The sequence below is a fragment of the uncultured Chitinophaga sp. genome (genome assembly GCF_937898475.1).
GTDB lineage: Bacteria > Bacteroidota > Bacteroidia > Chitinophagales > Chitinophagaceae > Chitinophaga.
In genome coordinates this window covers 120357-140167 of the sequence record NZ_CALEJS010000015.1, presented here as the reverse complement: position 1 = coordinate 140167, position 19811 = coordinate 120357, and the positions used below count along the sequence as shown (strand labels likewise).

General features: G+C 54.4%; 10 protein-coding genes. All 10 read right to left on the bottom strand.

What is annotated here, in order from left to right; all coding sequences use genetic code 11:
- Positions 1-96: 96 nt before the first annotated feature.
- Positions 97-858, bottom strand: a complete 762-nt coding sequence (locus tag Q0577_RS07685; protein WP_298734436.1) for a class I SAM-dependent methyltransferase — start codon at positions 856-858, stop codon at positions 97-99.
- 24 nt (positions 859-882) lie between these two features.
- Complete coding sequence (locus Q0577_RS07680; protein ID WP_298734433.1) at positions 883-2919, bottom strand: DUF4157 domain-containing protein; 2037 nt, start codon at positions 2917-2919, stop codon at positions 883-885.
- A gap of 18 nt (positions 2920-2937) precedes the next feature.
- The gene (locus Q0577_RS07675) at positions 2938-4539 is read right to left on the bottom strand and encodes a DUF4157 domain-containing protein (RefSeq protein WP_298734430.1); all 1602 of its coding nucleotides are present in this window, start codon (positions 4537-4539) and stop codon (positions 2938-2940) included.
- A gap of 10 nt (positions 4540-4549) precedes the next feature.
- Complete coding sequence (locus tag Q0577_RS07670; RefSeq protein ID WP_298734428.1) at positions 4550-5869, bottom strand: hypothetical protein; 1320 nt, start codon at positions 5867-5869, stop codon at positions 4550-4552.
- A gap of 10 nt (positions 5870-5879) precedes the next feature.
- Entirely contained in the window at positions 5880-8750 is a 2871-nt protein-coding gene (locus Q0577_RS07665; RefSeq protein ID WP_298734426.1) for a DUF4157 domain-containing protein, read from the bottom strand.
- Between the two features lie 22 nt (positions 8751-8772).
- Positions 8773-9537 carry a glycosyltransferase family 2 protein gene (locus Q0577_RS07660; protein WP_298734424.1) on the bottom strand — a complete coding sequence of 255 codons (765 nt, stop codon included), beginning with the start codon at positions 9535-9537 and terminating at the stop codon, positions 8773-8775.
- Between the two features lie 14 nt (positions 9538-9551).
- On the bottom strand, positions 9552-11771 hold the full coding sequence (locus tag Q0577_RS07655; protein WP_298734422.1) for a glycosyltransferase: 2220 nt from the start codon (positions 11769-11771) through the stop codon (positions 9552-9554).
- Between the two features lie 232 nt (positions 11772-12003).
- Complete coding sequence (locus Q0577_RS07650) at positions 12004-14916, bottom strand: DUF6519 domain-containing protein (protein WP_298734418.1); 2913 nt, start codon at positions 14914-14916, stop codon at positions 12004-12006.
- Between the two features lie 30 nt (positions 14917-14946).
- Positions 14947-17034, bottom strand: a complete 2088-nt coding sequence (locus Q0577_RS07645; protein ID WP_298734416.1) for a hypothetical protein — start codon at positions 17032-17034, stop codon at positions 14947-14949.
- Positions 17031-19808: a putative baseplate assembly protein gene (locus tag Q0577_RS07640; RefSeq protein ID WP_298734413.1), complete on the bottom strand. Its 2778-nt coding sequence runs from the start codon at positions 19806-19808 to the stop codon at positions 17031-17033. Before Q0577_RS07640 ends, Q0577_RS07645 begins: the two co-directional genes overlap by 4 nt.
- Between the last annotated feature and the right edge of the window lie 3 nt (positions 19809-19811).

Genomic DNA, 19811 nt, shown 5'->3' with positions numbered 1-19811 from the left:
ATAGCCGCAACAGCATTCCTTTGCACGTACGTGCGTAGCCGTTTGTAAGGGGAAAAGCGGGTAAAGAGCAGGAAGTGAGGAAGTGATCAAACAGGGTTAATCCGGACGGATACATACCCAGTGGAACTTTCTTGGTCTCCGTAATAATCGCTGTAAAAAAGGGTTATTCTTTTGCAGTATGGTGTAGTTAAAGCCATCCAGGTCCTCCAGGCTGAAATGAAAATAATGACGGGCCATTTCAGGAAAGCCCATTTTACCGTAATAGTCCAGGGTACGCTGCCTGGCAGCGGGCAGCTCGCTCTTTTCGTAAAAGAAAGTGTCTACAATATGGATCTCGCCGCCGGGTTGCAGGTGTTGCAGGGCTACCCGGATGATCTCCGGCAGGGAAGGGAAATAAGCCACCGCAGCAGCAAAAATGATTACATCGAAACGCTGGGTGCCCAGCACAAAATCACGTAATTCTCCATACACAAAACGCAGGTTGGAAGCGCTGAAAACAGCTGCGCCCTGCTCCAGCTCCGGCAGGTTTACATCAAGGCCGGTTACCTGTGTATCAGGTACTTTTGCCAGCTGGTTAGACAGCCATCCGTTGCCGCAGCCTACTTCCAGTATTTGCAGTGGCTTTTGTTTTGCAGCTAAAAGGGATTTCAGCTTTTCACAGGAGGCCTTGCGCACCCGCCATTCATGATAATGCGGATGATCTGCGCGTATATCCGGTAAATTTGCCAGCTCTTCGCGGCTGTATACTCTTTTCTCTTTTTCTCTCAGGGCCAGGTAAACCTTTGCAAACGCAGCATCGGGTTCAGCATCGCGGTGAATATAGACATTGTTACGTTTTTCAAGACCAGGATGATTCATAAGTATAAAAAGCTGAACCGCAAGTTAGGCATTATTATACGCCGTTGTGCAATTCGCATCGCTGATAGCCGGAATTTGTGTACCTGCTCCTGTTGCTGTGGCATCCATCAGGGCGGGACCGGGAATATGGCCTGTATTGATCAGGATATGCCCCAGTTCATGCGCCAGGGTGGCCGTATCTGCGGTGTTGGATACGACGATGGTGTTACGGAAAAGCGGGTGCGGAGTTGAACCCGGGTTGCAGGAGTAGGCGGCAGCTGCAATGTTGCTGACGCTGTCCACATAGAAAGCGCGGAACCTGGCGGTAAAACCTGCATTGGCGCTGCCATCCCTGAACAACCTTGTCTCTTCAGGGGATGGCGCCAGGCAATTGTTACCGGAACGCAGGTCTGTATCTCCGCCCAGCATGGCCTGCGTAGTGGGAGCAGGGGGTTGTGGCGCGGGGGCATTCACGCCCTGTACCACCCGTATATTGCATTGTGAGAAGATGGCATTGGCCACCGCAAAATCAGTAGCGATGTTCTTGGTGGAACCCTCCAGTTGCAGGGTGTCTATTGTAACCGTCTTTTCTGCGCGGGTACGCACGGTGGTGGGGGGCGCCAGTGCGGGTGCGGGCGCAGCTGCCGCCAGCATGGCATTGGCCCTGGTAAGGCTTTGCTGCTGGGCTGCAGAAGGTGTTGCCGGCGCCGCAGCCAGCGCGGTACGTATTTCCGTAAGGATGGCGTTACCGTCCCTTTGTGCCGCCAATACGGCTATTTCGTTACTGACGATGTTGTCCATAAAGGCAAGGGCCATATCGAATGCAGCCGGACCGGCAGTCTGCCTGAAAGCTTCGCGGATAAAAGGCAGCTCTGCCTGGGCATTGGTCAGCGCCCTGGCTATCAGTGCCATACCGCGGGACAGTGCAGTGGTCTCTACCGACAGGAAGATGGCTACATCCAGCTGCACCGGGGTGTCGTTTGGTCCGGGGGCCGCGCTGGCAGCAGGCCTGTCCAGCAAAGGTGCATGCTGGGGATCAAAGGTACCTGCCAGGCCTTTTATCTGCAGGGGATGCAAGGTACCAATAGTACCGTTCAGCTCCACCGGCAGCGGGAAACGCAGGCCTTCCCGCCAGTTGGTCATGAAAGGAATGCGCAGGTAAGTATCGTTGTACATCATCAGTCCCTGCGCCAGCTCTTCTTCTGTAATGATATCCAGCGGTAAAGGCGCAGCAGCACCTGCAGGGGTAAACGGCGTTGCAGTGGTCCACAGGGGCAGCAGTATACGCGCCAGGCGGCGCAGGGTCATTCCCCTCCCGATGATCACATGCAGGCGGTTGGCGCCGCCGCTTTGCAGGCCGCCCTGTACTGTTACCGGCCCTACCACGGTATCGGTTACATTTACAGGAAAGAACTGCACTCCGGAACGGGCCACCTGCCCTTCCCGTATGGTGAAGCCCACGGCATCCGGATCTGCGCGGGATACCATTGGCGCAGCGGCGCTTTGGGCGCCGGGACGCCCACCCCTATTACCGGATAATACGGCGGCAGATACCTGCTCGGCTTCCCGTTCATGGGTACTGCCCGGGGAATCAAGCGACAGCCGACCAGGCGCTCCGGCAAAACCCTGCTGCTGGATGGTATGTGTGAGCTCGTGGGCAATCAGCTGCTGTCCTTCCCTGGTGGCAGCACTGTACTGACCATCGGCAAAAACAATATCACGGCCAACCGTATACGCCAATGCATTAACCGCCCTGGCAGACTCCCCTGCCCTGGCGTCTGTATGCACCCGCACGCGGCTGAAATCGTGATCAAAACGCGGCTCCATAAACCGGCGTATCCCCGGATCTAATGAATGGCCGGGTGATTGCAACACATCATATACCACATCCGGCACTTCGTCTGTACGCTTTGCGTTAGCAGGTGCGCGTTGTAGTTGATGGCCGTGTTTTTTCTTACACTCCTCACATTCTCCTTCCCCGGCAGATGTATGCTTACAACCGCATTTGCGGTGTAGTTTCATGTTTTCGTCTTTCGTAACAGCCGGTATCTTAGGCGGCTGTTTGATGGCTTGCTGTTGCATAGGCGGCGGCTTAAAATATCAGAACGGAATGGTAAGCGTTCCGCCGATGAAGGTAGACGGGCGCTTCTTCGGGTCGGGATCGTTCAGGGCAGCATCGCTGGGCGCCAACGGCCCCTGTATACCCAGGTTGAAAGTAGCGCGTGGCACCTGTTTGCAGCTGCCTTTTGCTTTTTCTACTGCGTCGTACATCTCGCCTATCGCGCCGGCAATGTCTGCCAGCTTGAGCAGCCGATCCTCTGATTGGGCCGTTTCCAGTTCTTTCATGGCCTTCTTCAGCTTTTCGCCTGCATCTGTGATCTTTTTCTTCAGTGATTCCGGGCTGGGCGCATTGCAGATGGTCCTGGTAGTGCTGATCTCCAGGCCTGCAGAGCCGCTAGTGCCCTTATCCTTGTCTACTTTCACGCCCACTTTGGCAGATACCTTTACATGTGGTAAACCATTCAGTGCGATCGCAAAGGAAAAGTCCCCCGAGGTCTCTGCCTTCAGCTCAAAGGCCAGCGATCTGGCTGCGCCCAGGGATACCGGCAGTTTTGCCGACACGGATTTAGGTAGTTCTACTGCAAACTCCAGCGGCCCTGCTTTGAACTTGAAAGAAAGCAGGTCGCTCAACGATTTGCCGCCCGCGGGTGCGGGTGCAGGTCCCGGAGCTGGTTGTCCGAGGCCCCCGGCGGGCGATGGCGGCAGCAGTAAGCCGGGCGGTAATGCCCGGGGCGCTTTATAGAGATCGGCGGTGATCACGCCCGCGCCCCGGGTGCTGTAGACAGTGGCAGGCTCTATCTGTATACCGGCAGCAGGAACCCCCAGCAGCACCAGTGCCTGCTGAAAAGCACGCATCCGCTGTTGCAGCTGCCCCTGCTCTTCCTTTGATTTGGCGCTGTTCATTTTGGCCGCTTCACTGAGGTAGGACGATAGTTTAATATAGGCGCCGGGGTTAGTGGCGATCATTGCCTTGAAAGCGGCGGCCAGCTGTACCAGTTTGGGGTTTTCCACACCCGGTGTATCGCCCGCATCCAGTGATACGGAATCTGTTGGCAGATGCAGTGCGGGAAAAGGTGATGGCGGCTCAGGATTTTTTTGCAAAAGGCCAGCGGCTGCATGGCGGCTGCTCACATTTCCTTCGCGGCTGCCAATGCTGTGCGCATTGCTTTCTGCCTCCTGTTCAAAGGCGTCGCCTGCCGCGCCTATGGATATGGGTCCGGCGGGTGAAGGGGCGCCGGATTGCTGTACCACATGCGTCAGTTCATGCGCCAGCAGTTCTTGTCCGCCCGGCTGTCCGGGTGCATAACCGCCCTCCCCGAAAACAATATCGCGGCCAACGGTATAGGCCTGCGCATTCACCGCACGTGCCGATGCGGCTGCACTGTCGCCGGTATGGATCCTTACATGGCCAAAATCATGACCGAAATGCGGTTCCATAACGGCACGGGTACCTGCGTCCAGCGGTTGCCCCGGTGTATTCAGCACCTCATGCACCACCGGCGGGGCGATGCCCGGCGCCGCTTCATGTAATGGCGCACGCTGCAGGCTGCCTTCGCGTTTCTTCCGGCATTCGGGGCATTCGCCTCCGCCGGAGTGGGACTGCCCGCAACCGCATTTCCGTTGTAACATCCCTTTTGCCATAACAAATAATTTAGAGGATCTTTATACGCCCTTTATCGATCTCAAATCCGCTCTTGGTATCCAGGCGCTGTTTAACCGGTCTCAGGTCCAGGTGAATGTGCAGTTTCTTTCCCTGGGGGCCGTGGTTTTCCTTTTGCAGTACCCTGCCGGCGCCAAATTTCTTATTGATCTCGCCGGCCAGCGGTACATCGTTGTAGATAGCTCTCCAGGCAAATTTACCGCTTACCGGGTCATCTTTCTCACATTCGGCGTTCAGGTCGTCAAAGAATTTCCGGACCACTTTGCGGTTCCAGTATTTACCGGAGTAATCGCCGATGTCTTTGACTTCTACAAGACTGGTTGACAGAAAAATGTCTGCCGAGAATTCTCCCCAGGAATGGCCCGGGTAAGTACCGGCTTTCCAGTCGGTATTAACAGCGCTTAACCGGGTAAGCAGGTTGGTTACATCTTCTGCAAACGTATGGAATCCCTGCGCGTTGGTATATGCTTTCTCCGCCTTTGCTATGTTTGCTTCCAGTGCTTTCCGTTTCGCCTGTGCCTTTTCGTCTGTGGCGCCGCTCTTGTCCAGGTCTTCCAGGTCTTTCTTCAGTTGTGCCAGGTTGGTCTCCGCTGTCTTCTCCCGCTTGAACTCAGCCGCGGCACCTGCAGCCATGTTGCCAGGCAGCACGCTGGTGGTTACCACGGGGTCAAGCGGGCTGGGGCGTTGCTGGCGCTTTTCAAATTTATCTTTGAAGTCCGATACGCTTTTTTTGTCCTTATCAAAAGCAGTAAGGTCGGGCAACTGAGTTTTGGGGTCTCTTTTCAGTGTAAAGGAAGCGGGCGTTCCAGATGTGGCAGCAGCCGCACGTTCTATGAAGCCATAGCTCACCAGCAGATCCAGCATCGCGGTAAGGTCTTCCTCTTTCGCGGGCTTTGGCTTGATCTTCTTCACCAGTGCTTTATCCTTCAGTAATTCTTCCGTGGTGAAAGTAAACGCCGGAGGCGCAGTCAACGAAGCGCCGGTGGTATCGGCAACAGGTGCAGGGGCCTTGCTTTTTACCCACGCTGCAATGGCGCTGGCATTGCTGAAGAGGGTGGTTTCATCTGTTAACTGGTTCAGCATTTCCTTACGTGGCGATACATTGGCAACGGGCGCCGTTGTGTTGGCGGTGCCCAGCTGCCGGCGTAATTGTATGCTGCTGTCTGCATGTACACGTACTTTGCTGAAGTCGTGATCAAAACGAGGAGTGCCCGCCATTACGCCGGCGCCAGGTGCAGAACGTGACGGCGGCAATATTCCTCTTGTGGCAGGTGATGATTGTTTTGGCTGTTGTGCTTTTCCGTTCCCCATGATGCATGGTTCAAAGTCCGGGACCAATATCGTTTACCAGCGCCCCAACATCTATTGCGACCAGTGCCGATTCAAAATCAGCAGGCAGGGTCTCTCCTATCGCTTTTGCACGTTTCTCAAATTCAGTTTTGATCTTGTTACGTACATCATCGTCCAGCTTTACTTCCCGGTTGTAGCGTTTGCGCAGGCCTTCAGCAATCGGTGCATAAGAGTAATGCCAGGGCTCTTCACTGTAGCCGCCCTTACGCCCTGCCGTATAGCTTTGGATCAGCCCCACTTTTGGTGCATTGGCCTGCAGCCAGGTATCCAGGTCTGCCAGCGAATCTTTCTTTCCCGGTTTCCAGTCGGCCACTTCCACGGAGTTCAAATCTACCTCTGTCCCCCAGTGATGACGGGAGGTACCGGGCAATGCGGAGAATTTCAGTATAATGTCCAGCCGCTCTTTGGAAGTACTGCCTAACCATTTGGATCTGTCCACGCCCTTTGAACGGTCGCCTTTGTTAAAAAACGCGTTGGGCAGGGTGTCCCAGCCACGTGCCCGGCTGCCGGACAAAAAGAATTTTTCGAAAACGATCTGCGACTGCGATGTGTTTCCGCTGAAGGTATCCGAGAACAATCGTATATCCGACACCGCTTTGATGCGTACCGGCGGCTTCATGGCGTTGAGACTGGCAATAGCGGTGTCTACCCTGAACTTTATCCGTTTCAGGATATCATTTTTATTTGCAGGCTTGATACCGGTAAGAAAAGCCACCCTGTCTGCCGCATCAAATGCGTCAATGTCTTTCAGGATATCACGGTCTGCAGCGGTGGTCAGTTTATCAGGATCATCCAGGAAAGCCCTTAAGGGCCTTACAAAGCCTTCAACGGTGCGCGCCTCATCTCCCCTGCCTTTGCCAAGGTCCTTGAATTTAGGCGCCTCTATAGTGATCACAGGCGTGGTCTCCCCCGGCCTTGCAGCCTTCGGCGCCCATGCACCCAGACTGGTGCCTGCACTGGGCGTTTTCTTACCCCTGTCCAGCGGGTACACTGCGTTGAATTTATCGGGAGCGGTACCCAACTGGTTGGCCGGCCTGTCTGAAGGATTCACGAGCGTTGTGGCCATACCACGCGCCAGTTCAACGGCTTCCTTGCTGTCAGCCGGATCTGCAAAAATGCCCGCGCTGGAGGGAGTGGAAATGGCATGAACAGATACAATGCGGTCAGGTTTAAATTTTTCTATGAGGTTGATGAGGGCTACCGTTTCCGGTTGCCGGGGCGCTTTACCGGTATTGGGGCAGTCCGTATCCTTCCCCTTCGCGCCTGTCGGGAAATCGCGGTTGAGATCTACCCGCTGACGGTTGCAGCGGTTACGCCAGAACTTCACACCATCCAACTCGTCTTTGATAGCACCGGCATTAAAGCGGGGGATCACGATGGTATTGAAAGCCAGGCCCGCGCCAAAATTGTTTCGCATTTCTTCTACCAGCGCATCCGTTGCCTGGAAACCCGGCCGCTCATCTCCATGAAAGCCGCCCACTACCAGTGCCTTTCCTTTAGCAGGCATCACACTGGGAAAAAAGTGCGCTTCCACCGGGATATTGGATAAGGGTACCGGAGAATCGGGGGTGGTCTTCTGCTCAGGACTGATCAGGCGGGAGGTATCCGTTGGCTTTTTGAACGTACTGGGATAATCTGCCGCCATGGTGATCTCTCCCTGTGGAGGATTCAGCCCGAAGTCTGAGAAAAGCCTGGTAACCGGCATCGCGGGCCAGAAAGGATATAAAGGACCTTTAGGATCTATTTCTTTCGCCTTTTCGCTGTTCACGGCTGCTGAGATACCCTCTACATCAAAAGGGGCACGGGCAAGGCTCAACGCAGGTTGAGCGGTGACCGGCGGCAGGCTCCCCTGCTCACCAATAGCATCGGCGATCCGGGAGGCTTCCTGTTCTGCCGCACCGGCGGGAGCGCCCAGTTTCAACGATGCCGCCTGCGGCGTTGCTGCGGCTTGCTGCTGTTGTACCACATGGGTCAGTTCATGCGCCAGTAATCGCCTGCCCGCAGCTGTACCGGGCTGGTACTGCCCCGCACCGAATGTAATCGTACTTCCTACCGTATAGGCGGCTGCATGTACGGCACGCGCCGATGCATGTGCACGCGCATCGTTGTGTACTTTTACATTACTGAAATCATGTCCGAAGCGTTGCCCGAAATAGGCGCGGCTGGTGCTATCCAACGGCTGACCGGCAGACTGCAGGTTTTCATGCACAATGGATGGCACATCATGAGCCGCATGTGCGGCGGCCTTGCATTTGGGACACTCACCGCCGCAATCACATTTACGCTGTATCACCCCTTCTTCTGAAGCGGCAGCGCCTTCGGGTATCAGTTCATCAATGCGGTAGCGGCCATTCCTGTTCTCCGGCAATTGAGAACGCAGGTACTCGCAATGCTGCAGGTAAGTATCCCCTGAATTATCCTGTGCATCCTGCCAATGCATAGTGGCGGGGGCTGCCCTGTCGCGGTAATAGGATTCACCGCAGTAAGGATCCCGCAAGCGGTATCCCCTGGCGGGTATGTTGTGCTCTGCGCGGATCTGGTTCTCCCGTTCCACGGTAGCGCCGTGCCGCAGGTACTGACCCGCAGCTGGCCGGCGTCTTGCGGAAGGATCTCCTTCCTGTATTTCCAGCTGCCCCTGTGCATCGCGTCCTACAAAAGGCGCCCTGTTTTGCCTGGGCTGCGCGGGGGGCGGGCCATAGAGCGACACACGGCCAAAATCATGCGGCGGCCCTTCCGTGGCCAGCATGCTGTTTTCAGCGTGTTCGGTTTTCGGCGCGGTCTTCACAGCTTCGTTTACAGTAGCCTGCTGTGTTTTGGCAACGGCCTGTTGTTCGCTTCCCATATAGTGTTCCGGAGGGAAAAGATCAAATTACATTTCTCCATTTATCAGGTATCCGCTCTACCGATATCGGTGTAGCAGAACAGCTGTCATGATAGAACCACTGCCTGAACTGCCCGGCTTCCGTGATCCTGTTCTGGTAGCCCCAGCGTTCATCAATATCCCGCTGGTTCCAGGGGCGGGAAGAACGCTGGCAATGCCGCTGATAACAGATATCATAATCCATGCGATGCAGGTGAATGAGGTAGAGGGAGCTGTCTGCTGCCGTTCTTCCATCTACCCGGGTATGCAAACCGCCGTGCCATTGCATGGGCACTGTTGCCAGTAAGGGTTTGGAATAAACGGGGTTATGATACCAGTGCGCCCGCTGCTGCAGGATAGGCCGTGAGTGGTCCAGGGGGCTTTCGGTTTCATGCATGTGCAGCACTTCATAACCGCAACAGTTCACAAATTCTCCTTCAAAGCGGTCCAGGTAGTCGCCCAGGTTACCGGTAGCGGGATCAGGCGCTACGATCTCGTCTGCATCTGTGCAAAGCACCATGTCATATTCGTCGATCAGGCGGTGCTGCTGCAGCTGCAGCATATCGCGGTGCCATGCCCAGTCGGTTACGGGGTGAGAAACGGGTACACGTACAAAACCCGGCCCGGAAGTAGATCCGTCTACGGTATCATGGTCGAGGATGTAAATGTCTTCCGGTGCAAAGAATTGGGAGTAGTATTTCCACCAGATAGGTAAGAATACCGCTTCATTCTGCGCCATGGTAACGACGGCGCGGGAACGTTTTTTCATGGTCGTTGGGAGATTTAAACCTTCTGCACCACCATCAAACTATTTGCCTGCTGCACTTTCTTATACGCCCCTGTTCCCAGTAGCTCATTCACAAAAGCCTGCACACCGGGGTAATAATCCGCATAGTCATGAAAAGCAATATACCCGCCCTTTTTCACCCAGCCGGCAAAGTGCCAGAAATCCCTTGCTACATTAGGATAATCATGCAATCCATCAATGAACAATAAAGAGATCGGTGTTTCCCATTTCACGTTAAAGGAGAATTCTTTAATCGTCTCTACCACTGATGATAAACCGGCATTTTCAATATTCTGCCTGAACCTGACCAGGGTAGGCGGCGTTGCCTGCAAACCCTGATCTGCTGCACCCACCACGCCTTCATGCGGGTCTATGGCATACACCTTTCCCTGCGGGAAATAGGTTTTCATCACGCTGCCCAGCAGTACGGTAGATTTACCCTGGTAGCTGCCTATTTCTACAATAACCGGCGGTGCAGGCAGGTCAATACCGGATTTAATGGCACTGGACATCAGCAGGTCGGCTTCCTGGTCGTCCAGCCATCCTTCTATCTGTTTTACCTTATTCAAAAGGTTGGATGCAAGTAACATAGCGGGAGCTGCATTGTTTAGTAAATGGGAGGTGTTATCTACATAATGCCCGAACCTTTTCCGGGCATGTGTTCTGAGCGGATCATTGTACTGCCTGGGCACCGGATGCATCCAGAAAGCATCCGTTCTGCGGAAAGCATGTTCCAGGTCAGATATGCTGTAGGCTACCTTGTATTTTACATAGTCGTAACTGCTGGGGTTCTGCACAATGTTATAACCCAGCAAACGGGTAATGGTAGGCAGTATGATCTCTTCGGTAGCCCAAATCCCGGACGCCTGCATAATGTCCTGCAGCTGCCCGTCTTCTTTGAAGATCTTTACCAGGTCTCGCGCGGCATCGGCAGTAAACACGGTGGAGGGCCAGAAGGTCCAGTGCAGGAATTTGCTTTCTCCATCTTTAAACTTTCTCAGGAAAGGCTGCCATAGCTCGTACTCCCGGAACGCATGGATGGCTGGTGCAATATTGGTATCCCTGTTCACTATTTCCTGCCGGCTTGACAACATGCCTACATCATCTTCCGCAGCGGAAAAGAAACGGCTGATGTAGTCTGTAAAACCGCTGCGTATGGCCAGCTGATCTGAATCTACAATGGTAATGGTATCAAAAGGAAAATGCTCCAGCGCATATTCCATACAATTAAGGGCAAAGCTATGCAGGTATCCCCATCTTGCCGGAACGGGCGATGGATGTATGTATGCGTTGAATGTATGAAAAGGAAAGTGCTGCTTCATCAGGCCGGTTTGCTGGCCACCGTTGTACAACAGGATCACCGCATCAGGGTCAAGGTGATGCAGGTTCCGTACCAGGTCAATAATGCAGTCTTCATTCTCATGCACCAGGCATGCATATACGTTCTGCAACTGCTTATAAGGCTGTATTACGGTCCTGTCGTGCAATACAGGCGTCTGCACAACAGGCTGCGGCACTACAATACCGTTAGTGCTGTACATGGGCCAGTCCGGCCCCATTACTTTTTCTATTTCCTCCACAGGAAAATGATGCCACCAGGTACCATCTGTTTTCTTCGGACTTACATTGCTGTTGTGGATCATGTGCACCGAGAAGGTAGGATCCGGCAACACCGTTACCCGGTCTGACGACATGCTCCATACAAACAGGCCGTCCATCCCTACATCGATCTCCGCAAAGCGGTGCCGGTTCCATGTTTCGCGGGTATAGCAAAGCGAACTCCCCAACAGCCACACCCGCTGGTTGGCAGGATAAATATACTGGTAGGCATTTTGTTTCTGCAGATCATAATACAGCAGGTGATTGATACCACAAACATCTGTCTGCGCCTGCTGCAATGCACTTACCTGGTACTTCAGCCGGCGCACGGCATACCAGTCATCGTCATCCCAGTGGGCAATAATATCTCCGTTGGCATAACCGGCAGCCAGGTTCAGTTTGGCACCCAGCGTGATCTTCTGATCCAGCCGGTAATAGCGGATCATAGGCGCATCCGGCACCAGGTCTGCTATATTGTCTGTGCCATCATCAATTATGATCAGTTCCTTGTTATCGTAGTCCTGTCGCAGGAAATAACGGATGGCATTAGGAATGAACTCCCTGCGGTTGTAGGTGGGCATGATACAGGAAACCATAGGGGCTGTATCGTAAAGCATGGCAGTAAATTTTTGCGGGAAATGTATATGGGGCTAAAAAGAAAAACGAGGGAGACTGATGCCACCCTCGCTAAACTATGTACAACGCCGGGAGTCGAACCCTAGAGACGCATTGCTACAACTCTACCTTACCGAACGGAATCGCGCTGCAGTTATAAAGTTAAACATTAATAACCGTAACACCAATTTTCTGATCAGTTTTTTAGCGGCAACATCAAACTTTTTTTTGCACTTAACCTGCGTTGGTACCTTCCAGCGCAATCGCCCCATTGATCACTACTACCGTGGTATTGACAGAAGGCGCCACATTCCACATCACGATCCATTGCGCAGTGTTAGGCCGCTGCAATATGGGGTTAATATGAATACCGATATTAAAGCTGTTCTTCTGGTTATTGTCTGCACTCAACAGGTGATTCTGCGTCACCATCATCCTTCCGCCCAGCTGCCCCCACACCCGTAGACCATCTATAGCAATGATATTGGTGTTTGCACTCAATCGCCGCAGCTGCACATGATTATTTTCTATCACCAGGCTCTGGGTGTTGCCTGCAAAAATACCGTGGCGGTCCCAGCGCCCGCCATACAGCGGCAGCACTATTGTAATGTTGTTATCTGCTATGGTAACGGCTTCTGCGAGGTCGCGTGAATTATTGGTTACCCGGTGACTTACCCCTACGTGTACTCCCTGCAGAAATCCCTCTACCGTATTCTGATGTACCTTTACTTCTTTGGCGATTTGTCCGCCAACCGTTATACCAGCCCATCCGAATGTTTCATCCGTCCGCACGATCAGGTTAAACAGCGAAGCAAATGCATTGCCTCTTCCGATGTTATTCCTGAAAGTCTCATCCAGCAGTATGCGGTCTACCAGTTTTCTAACATACATCAGGAGCCCCATCGGTGTAACGATCACCTGGTCGGTAGGCGGGTTAGCCTGTAACAAGGCGGCCCAGGCAGCCTGCGTTAACAGGCTGCTGTAGGTTCTGAACTGAATGCGCACATTGGCAAAGGTCAGTATTACAAAACCGGGTCCTGTTTCACCGGGGGTGAGCTGTACATCATACATAAAGATGCTCCTGGCAGCTGCCCGGTATTCCGCTGCTTTCACCAGCTCAGGGAAAGTCAGTACATTGGCAGGTCTTTCGTATACGGTGATCACGTTATGCTCTATGAGCGAACGCAATGCGTTCACCACCAGTATACCCTGCTGCAGGTAACCAACACTGAGGTTACAGTTTTGTATGCGTACCTGTCCCGGACTGGCCGGATCATTACGGGTAGTGATACACGTAGCGTTTTTGGTAAATCCGCTGCCGCATTTCAGGTTCACATATTCTATGTCCACATTGGGGCAGTTCACAAAGGTCAGCGTTCCGTTCAATCGTGCCGGACCAGCGCTGCCGGTTTCCGCATAGATATCACGTACCAGAACCGACTTACAATTATTGAACACCATCGCAGCTTCCGCAGCGGGCGCCAGGATGCGTGTGCCGGGGCCGCAGCCGCTGATCTTGATATGTCCTTTGTTGGTGATCTGCACGGGTTGCGTTACCGGATACGATCCTGCCGGGAAACACACCTGGGCGTCTGTGCCTGCTGGTATCTGGTCAAATACGCTCTCCCATCCCGGGCCCGGCATGGCCGTAAAGGTACAGGCGCCGCTGCGGCTGGCGCAAAGCAGGTCCAGCGCTTCCTGAACGGTGGTGGCCTGCGACAAACAGGTATTGCTGGTGTAGCAGATATCCTCTGCACAGATCTCTGTCAATGAAGGAAACAGCTCACGGCAATCATCTATTTCCGCGCTGCCATTCTGCACCGTGATCAGTGCCAGGCGGCAGTAATAGTGCGGCGTACCGGCGGGCGGCTGTGATACCGGGCTGGTATTGGGAATAGCGTAAGGCGGCCATTCTACTTCACCGGTAGCAGTACGGGCAGGTATCAGCCAATAGTCGCCGGCTTTATAATTACCTTCTGAGAACTGTACCTGTATGCCGTCTTCCAGGTCCAGCCAGTCGCCTGTCATGGGAACACCATCGGCAGTAGCAGCTGCATCAGACTGATCCCATCTGCGCAGTTTCAGGTTAGTGATACCCGCATAGGCAGCGGCTGAACTTTCCAGCGTGATCTCGCGCGTAGCGGGATTGATGCCGTGTATCTTCACCAGCGGATGCGGCGTATTGTTCAGTGTAGCTGTTTCATCTACGATCTCTACCCACTGGCCAATACCGAAACCCAGTATATCATCTTTCCCTACATCGGCAACGGTAAGAATGCTGCCGTTCACTTTCTCAATCCTGGTTTCTACAGATCCGTTGTCTCTTGACCATTTGAAACGCGCATTGGCACGTGTTCCGTTACGCTGCACTTCCACCCGGTACAACTGGTTCTCCAGCCGGCGGAATCCTGCGCTCGGCGGCAGCGAACACGGGTTAGGCGAATCTGCCGCCTTGTTGGTGCGTACATTCATCCTGCCGCTCGGCGGCGCAATGATAGTATCCCATTCGGGAAATACGCTGTCGCATTCCGGTGTTGCATTGCCCGGGTTCACCTTCAGCAGCTTTACCTGCCATACCGTTTGTAAACGGGTGGTAGTGTCTGCTTCGCCAAGGGCTACTTCCTGTATCAGCGGATCATCGTGGTAATTGATCTCCCGCTGCCAGGCTTCCAGGTAGGCAATGTAGGCGCCGTTCTGCAGGTTCAGGGAAATGACCGGTGAGGGCGGGCTTCCCGGCGGACTGGATGGCGGACTCGCAGGCGGACTCGCAGGCGGGCTTCCCGGGGGGCTGGATAATGGGCTGCCGATAAAGTGCTGGATATCCGGGTTAGGATACCAGGGCTGCTGCTTGTAGGTAACCGGCGGCATAGCAGGATCCAGCTCACACAGCAAACCGGATACATACAGGCGGCCCGGGGCGATCAGCAGATCAGTACCGCCCGGCAGTACGCTGATCTTAAAACCGTCTCCTTTTTTGGGCACACCGGAAGAGCCTATCACATCGATACTCTCCGTATGCGTTCTGTATTGCTGAATGTCCAGTTGTTCATTCCAGTCGGCATCCAGTTGTACCCGGCCCTGTTGCATCAGCACTCCGCTGTAGTGCTTTTGCCGGTTGAATATTTTTCGAGAATAATCTCCTGGCATTGTTTTATCCTCCTATAAGTTTAAATGATTTTAAGAAGCGTAAAATATTCCTGCCTCTAATCCAAAGCGGAGATATTCGTTTAACCTTACGCGTAGGTTAGCTTCCCGTTGTGGTTGATAGAGGTTATGAAAAACGCCCATTTCCGCTTCATCGTCTGCGCCCTGCCTGATCTCCGCTGCGCTGTGCCCGCTCAGCTGGCAATAGCCTGCGTCCCCGTAGCGCAGCGAGGTAAATACCGGCCTTACCCTTGCAGCATCTTCCGGTGTTGCAGGCTGGCAACGGTAAGGACGGGGCAGATTATGACCGGGAGGCAGATAAGAAAAACGTACACAGCCCTGCTGCAGGCGTTCTGCCGCCACAGGGTAGGTCCATCCGTCGCCTGCCTGCAGGCTGGCATAGAAGATGGTGTTGGATGCCATCTCCATAATGCGCGTGTAGACCTTCCCGATGATGGTAGTGTTCTCCACATGAAGTACAGCGCCGGGATCCGTTGCGTTAAGCCCTGCATAAGCCACCTCCTGTTCGCCGCCGGCGTCAATGATGCTGTTGCTGATATGGATGGTGGCGCCTTCTGTGGCACGTATTGCGCCGCAGATGGTTTCGCTGATACGCAGGGCAGCCCCGGGCGCTTCCACCACCAGTCTTGGCTGGGAAGGCTGCGCCGCCACATCACCGATAGCTGCGGTGGCGCCTGGCGCCAGCGTACAATGCTGTATATGCAGCAAAGCAAGCTGGTTATTGTTACCACCGGCATTCTGTAAAGGGATATGCAGGTTGCCGCCAATCACCAGCAGGCCATTCAGCGACACTTCCGTGTTGGCTTCACCGGCTATCTCCATATCGCCCGCCAGTACTAATACGGGCCTTGCCTCTTCCCTGCCGCGGATCTCTATTTTGGTGCCGGCGGTTAAACTGATCACCGGCGTTTCTATATAGTAGTTGCTGTCTTCTATTTCTATAACACCACCCGTGGCCGCCAGCTCCAGCAAAGCCTCCTGTATCGTGGCTTTATCGGTAGGCACCCTTACCAGTCCTTCCTGTTCAAGCCCCGTGGCAAAGGTGTTGGTTCTGCCATAGGTACCCCCTCCCATCTCTGCACTGAAACCATAGTAATAATCCACTTTTACACTGACAGGCGGCGCCTGTAAGGCCGGGAATGCGATGCGGCCCAGTACGGGATCAATAGCGATCTTAGATGCTGGCATATTGGCCCAGCCGATCACGTTGCCCCCGGGATCTACCAGGTCGCTGAGATTACAGATGGAAATGTTATCAGGCAATAATACCGGTGAACCATCTACGTAGATCAGCACACTCCTGTTAACGCCGTAGAACGCTGCACGGTCTGCCGCCATACGGCGGCGGCTGAGCGGTATGGGCACATTCTCCGGACCTGCCAGGTGCGTGATCTCATCTTCCGATTCACTGCGGTTATACAAAGGCGTATCCATGCCCAGGGCGTTGAAGGTATAGCGCCTGTCATCCACGCGGAAAGCGGGCGCCTGCAACAAGGGATGACTGGCCAGCCGCCATAGCCAGATGCCGATATCCGGAATATTATAGCGGCCTCTTTTACGTTCAATATTGCGCACATCCGCCGTGCGGGTGGTTCTGTCGAAAGGTGTGTTGATGAACTCCAGCAGGGATCCCTGTTTCAGGCCTGTTACAGACAGGTTTTCCGGCCGGAGGTGATTCAGGTACTGCGTAGTGGCCAGCAGGGTAAAATACTCTACTACGTTGGAGTCCCAGCCGGTTACATCATGCACCAGCTGTTCCAGCACGGCGGCGGTACCTTTACGGCGCCTGTACTGAATGGTGTTCGCTACCTGCGCACGCTGTGTAAAGGGCGCATTGGGAAAAACGATCAGGCCGCGTGCGCCTACCAGGTCGCCGATGTACGGCACTACCCATTCTGCGCAGGTTTCAATGAACTGATCGTCGTACAGCTGTTCAAAGTTCTCTTCCAGCACCGCTATCTGTTCCGCTATCAGCGTGAGCAGTTCTTTAAGCGGACCGGGGCGCTCTTCCCCGGGGAACAGGGCATTGGCTGTTTCCTGGTCGCGTATGCGGTACAGCGATGGCAGCAGCTTATACAGTCTTTCTTTATCGAAGCTCATATGATCACTTTAAGATCGAGATGACGATGGTCCAGCAACAGGAGCTCTGCCGCCGTCACATTGCCGTCTGTGGTTACTGGCATGGATGCAGGGATGGTGTAATGCAATCCGGCGGATGGATCATCTGCGCGGTACAGGCTGTCGATATCCACCGCAATCACTCCTTCCACTGCCTGTATCACCGCGGCTACCTCACTGTAATGTACCGCCTGCCCAAAGTTGCGTGCAGCAAAAGAGAAGGCTTCCTGCAGGCTGGCGCTTACTGCGCCCAGCACCTTATCCGTGAGGTGATCCGGGTGGATCTTGAGATTGGCGGAGAGCCGGAAGAACTGGGGCACATAAGTAGACAGCGTAACGGTAACACGGGGATCGCCGGCTTTGCGGATGGCGTCCAGCAGGTTCTTATACAGTTCACTGTCTGATTTGATAGCGGCACCTTCTGCACCTGCAACGGTGATGAAGATGGTACGCTTCTGTCCCTGCCAGGTCCAGGTGGCCAGTGCTTTTTCCACACCGGTGTATGCACGTGCAAAATCTTCATAGTCCAGCAGCGATACAATACGGTCCAGCGTCAGGATGGTCAGCGGTGCATTGCGGCGTGCATCCGCCAGCTGTTCCGGATCTGCTGCATCAATAGCGGGCACCGGGTTAAGCGCTGATTTAACGCCCAGCGGACGCGACACCAGCTGCGACAGCTGCCTGGCTTTTACTGCGCCGCCCGTGCCAATACCTTTCCGGTATTTGGCCTTTACATTCTCCTGGCCGGTGGGCAGGCGCGCACCGGTGATGCCGTCGCCGAAAGTAACCGTGGTCTTTCCCTCATCATCACGCCGCGTAATATAGATCCGTTCATCCGGCCCCCGGTCTAAAAAGTTGGGCACTTCTTTCCAAAGCAGGTCATTCACGCGTATCTCCAGCGTGGATTGCACGCCACTGGCAGAGGCGCCCCTGGTATAGGTAAGCGGCGGCTGACGCAGGGTGAACTGCTGGAACGCTTTGGCGGCATCGCCGCTGCCCAACACTTCCTGCACCGTTTCGCCATGTGTGGCAGGTGCCACATTTGCGTTCACATTCACGGTGCTGCGTGTATACGTATACGCGAGAGAGGCGGTGAATACCAGCACACTGTAACCACCTTCCACCAGTACTTCCCTGATGGTCATCATCTCACTGGTGGTAGCGCCTTTGAGATCATGACGATCCCCGGTTACGATCACCAGCTGGCCGGTTTTCAGGCCGGGGTAATAACTGTTCAAAGTGATGGTATCGCCAGCTATTACATCTTCAATCGGCAGTTCTGCCAGGGAAAGGCGTACGCTCTGGGCATACACCGTAATATCCCGGAAGACAGACAGTTTGCTGACGGCCGCCTGGTTGGCCACAGCAGCGGCGCCAAAAACCGGGTCGCCGAAACCGGTCAACGGCGCGGGGTAGTGCACCGTGCCGCCTACCACATCCTTCCACTGCATGGGGATGGCGACCTGTGTAGATTTACCGCTGAGCCCATAGGCGGTGCGCGGCCGTATAAAAGTTTGCTGAATTTTAAACACCGGGGCCTGCTCTACATTCTTCCCGTCTTTCTGCAGGCCAATATAACCGGCGGCCAGTACCTCCTCGTAAGCATTGTCGAGGAACACCCTGCCGTCTGCCTCTTCTGCATCCAGGTCCCACTCTGTCCACTGGGAAGGCGGTTTGGGAATGCTGCCGTTATAAGATGGCTCCTTCGGCGCATTATAACCGAAGATGGCGGCCTGTTTGCGAAACACGAAAACATCCTGCGAAGTGATGGCGCCCTGCCGCGCAGCCTGCGCTTTGGCAATGCCGGACACCAGGTCATGTGCAGACCATTTTTTGGTTTGCAACAGTACGGCCAGGTCGTCTTCCTTCCAGTTGCTGGAGATGATCTGTGTAATAACGGATTCGTCCAGCTGTTCCCGGGTGTTAAAGATATTGATATCGCCCGCCGGCTGTACCGGGCGGTTAAACACCGGCAGCTGGTTGCTGGTTGCCGACAGTTCCACGCGGGTGGTCTTAGCGTCGGTGTCTATCGATACGGATAATATTTTCCTCATTCTCAGCTGCTGCACCCCCGAAATGGTTTGCGACAGCAACAGTACATCGCCCTTTTTCAGGTCATTGGCGGCGCCGTCCAGTATAACCAGGCCTTTATCCAGGGTAAGCAGCTGCAGCTGTTTTAAACGCGGCCGGATAGCGTTCCATTGCGGCCTTGCTTCTATCGGCGCAACGGTTTCAAAGAGCTGGGCGGTTTCTCCCGGGCCGGGAATGCTCTGGATCTTTACACCGGCGGCAATGGTAATGGGCGGCAGTCCTTCAACAGGGTTCTGTGAAGTACCGGTGCTCAGCACCGGGCCCAGTGCGCCGGGGGCGTCTTCCAGCGTAAAGGCCAGAAACGTGCCTGCTGCCGCCCCCGGACGCAGTTCATAACCGATCAGGCGGGCCTGCTCAAATACAGAAAAGCGCTCTGTGGCAGTACGCAGGTAAGATTCGTTGGCGATGCGCTCCTGGTAAAAGGTGAGCACCTCTCCCATGGCAGACCATGCGTCCAGTAATGCAATGGTAAAATCATCTTTATTCCTGGCAGTGAGGTGCAGCAGCGCATGCTGATCTGCGCCCGATAAGCGGGCCAGCAGGCTGTCTCTGAAAGTAGCATAAGTACCGGCACGATAAGCAATAGCCTGTAATCCCGGCCGGTTATAGATCTGCAAGGGAGTGCCGGTAAGAAGACCGGTGCAGCAATTACAAGTGTCTTGCATAGT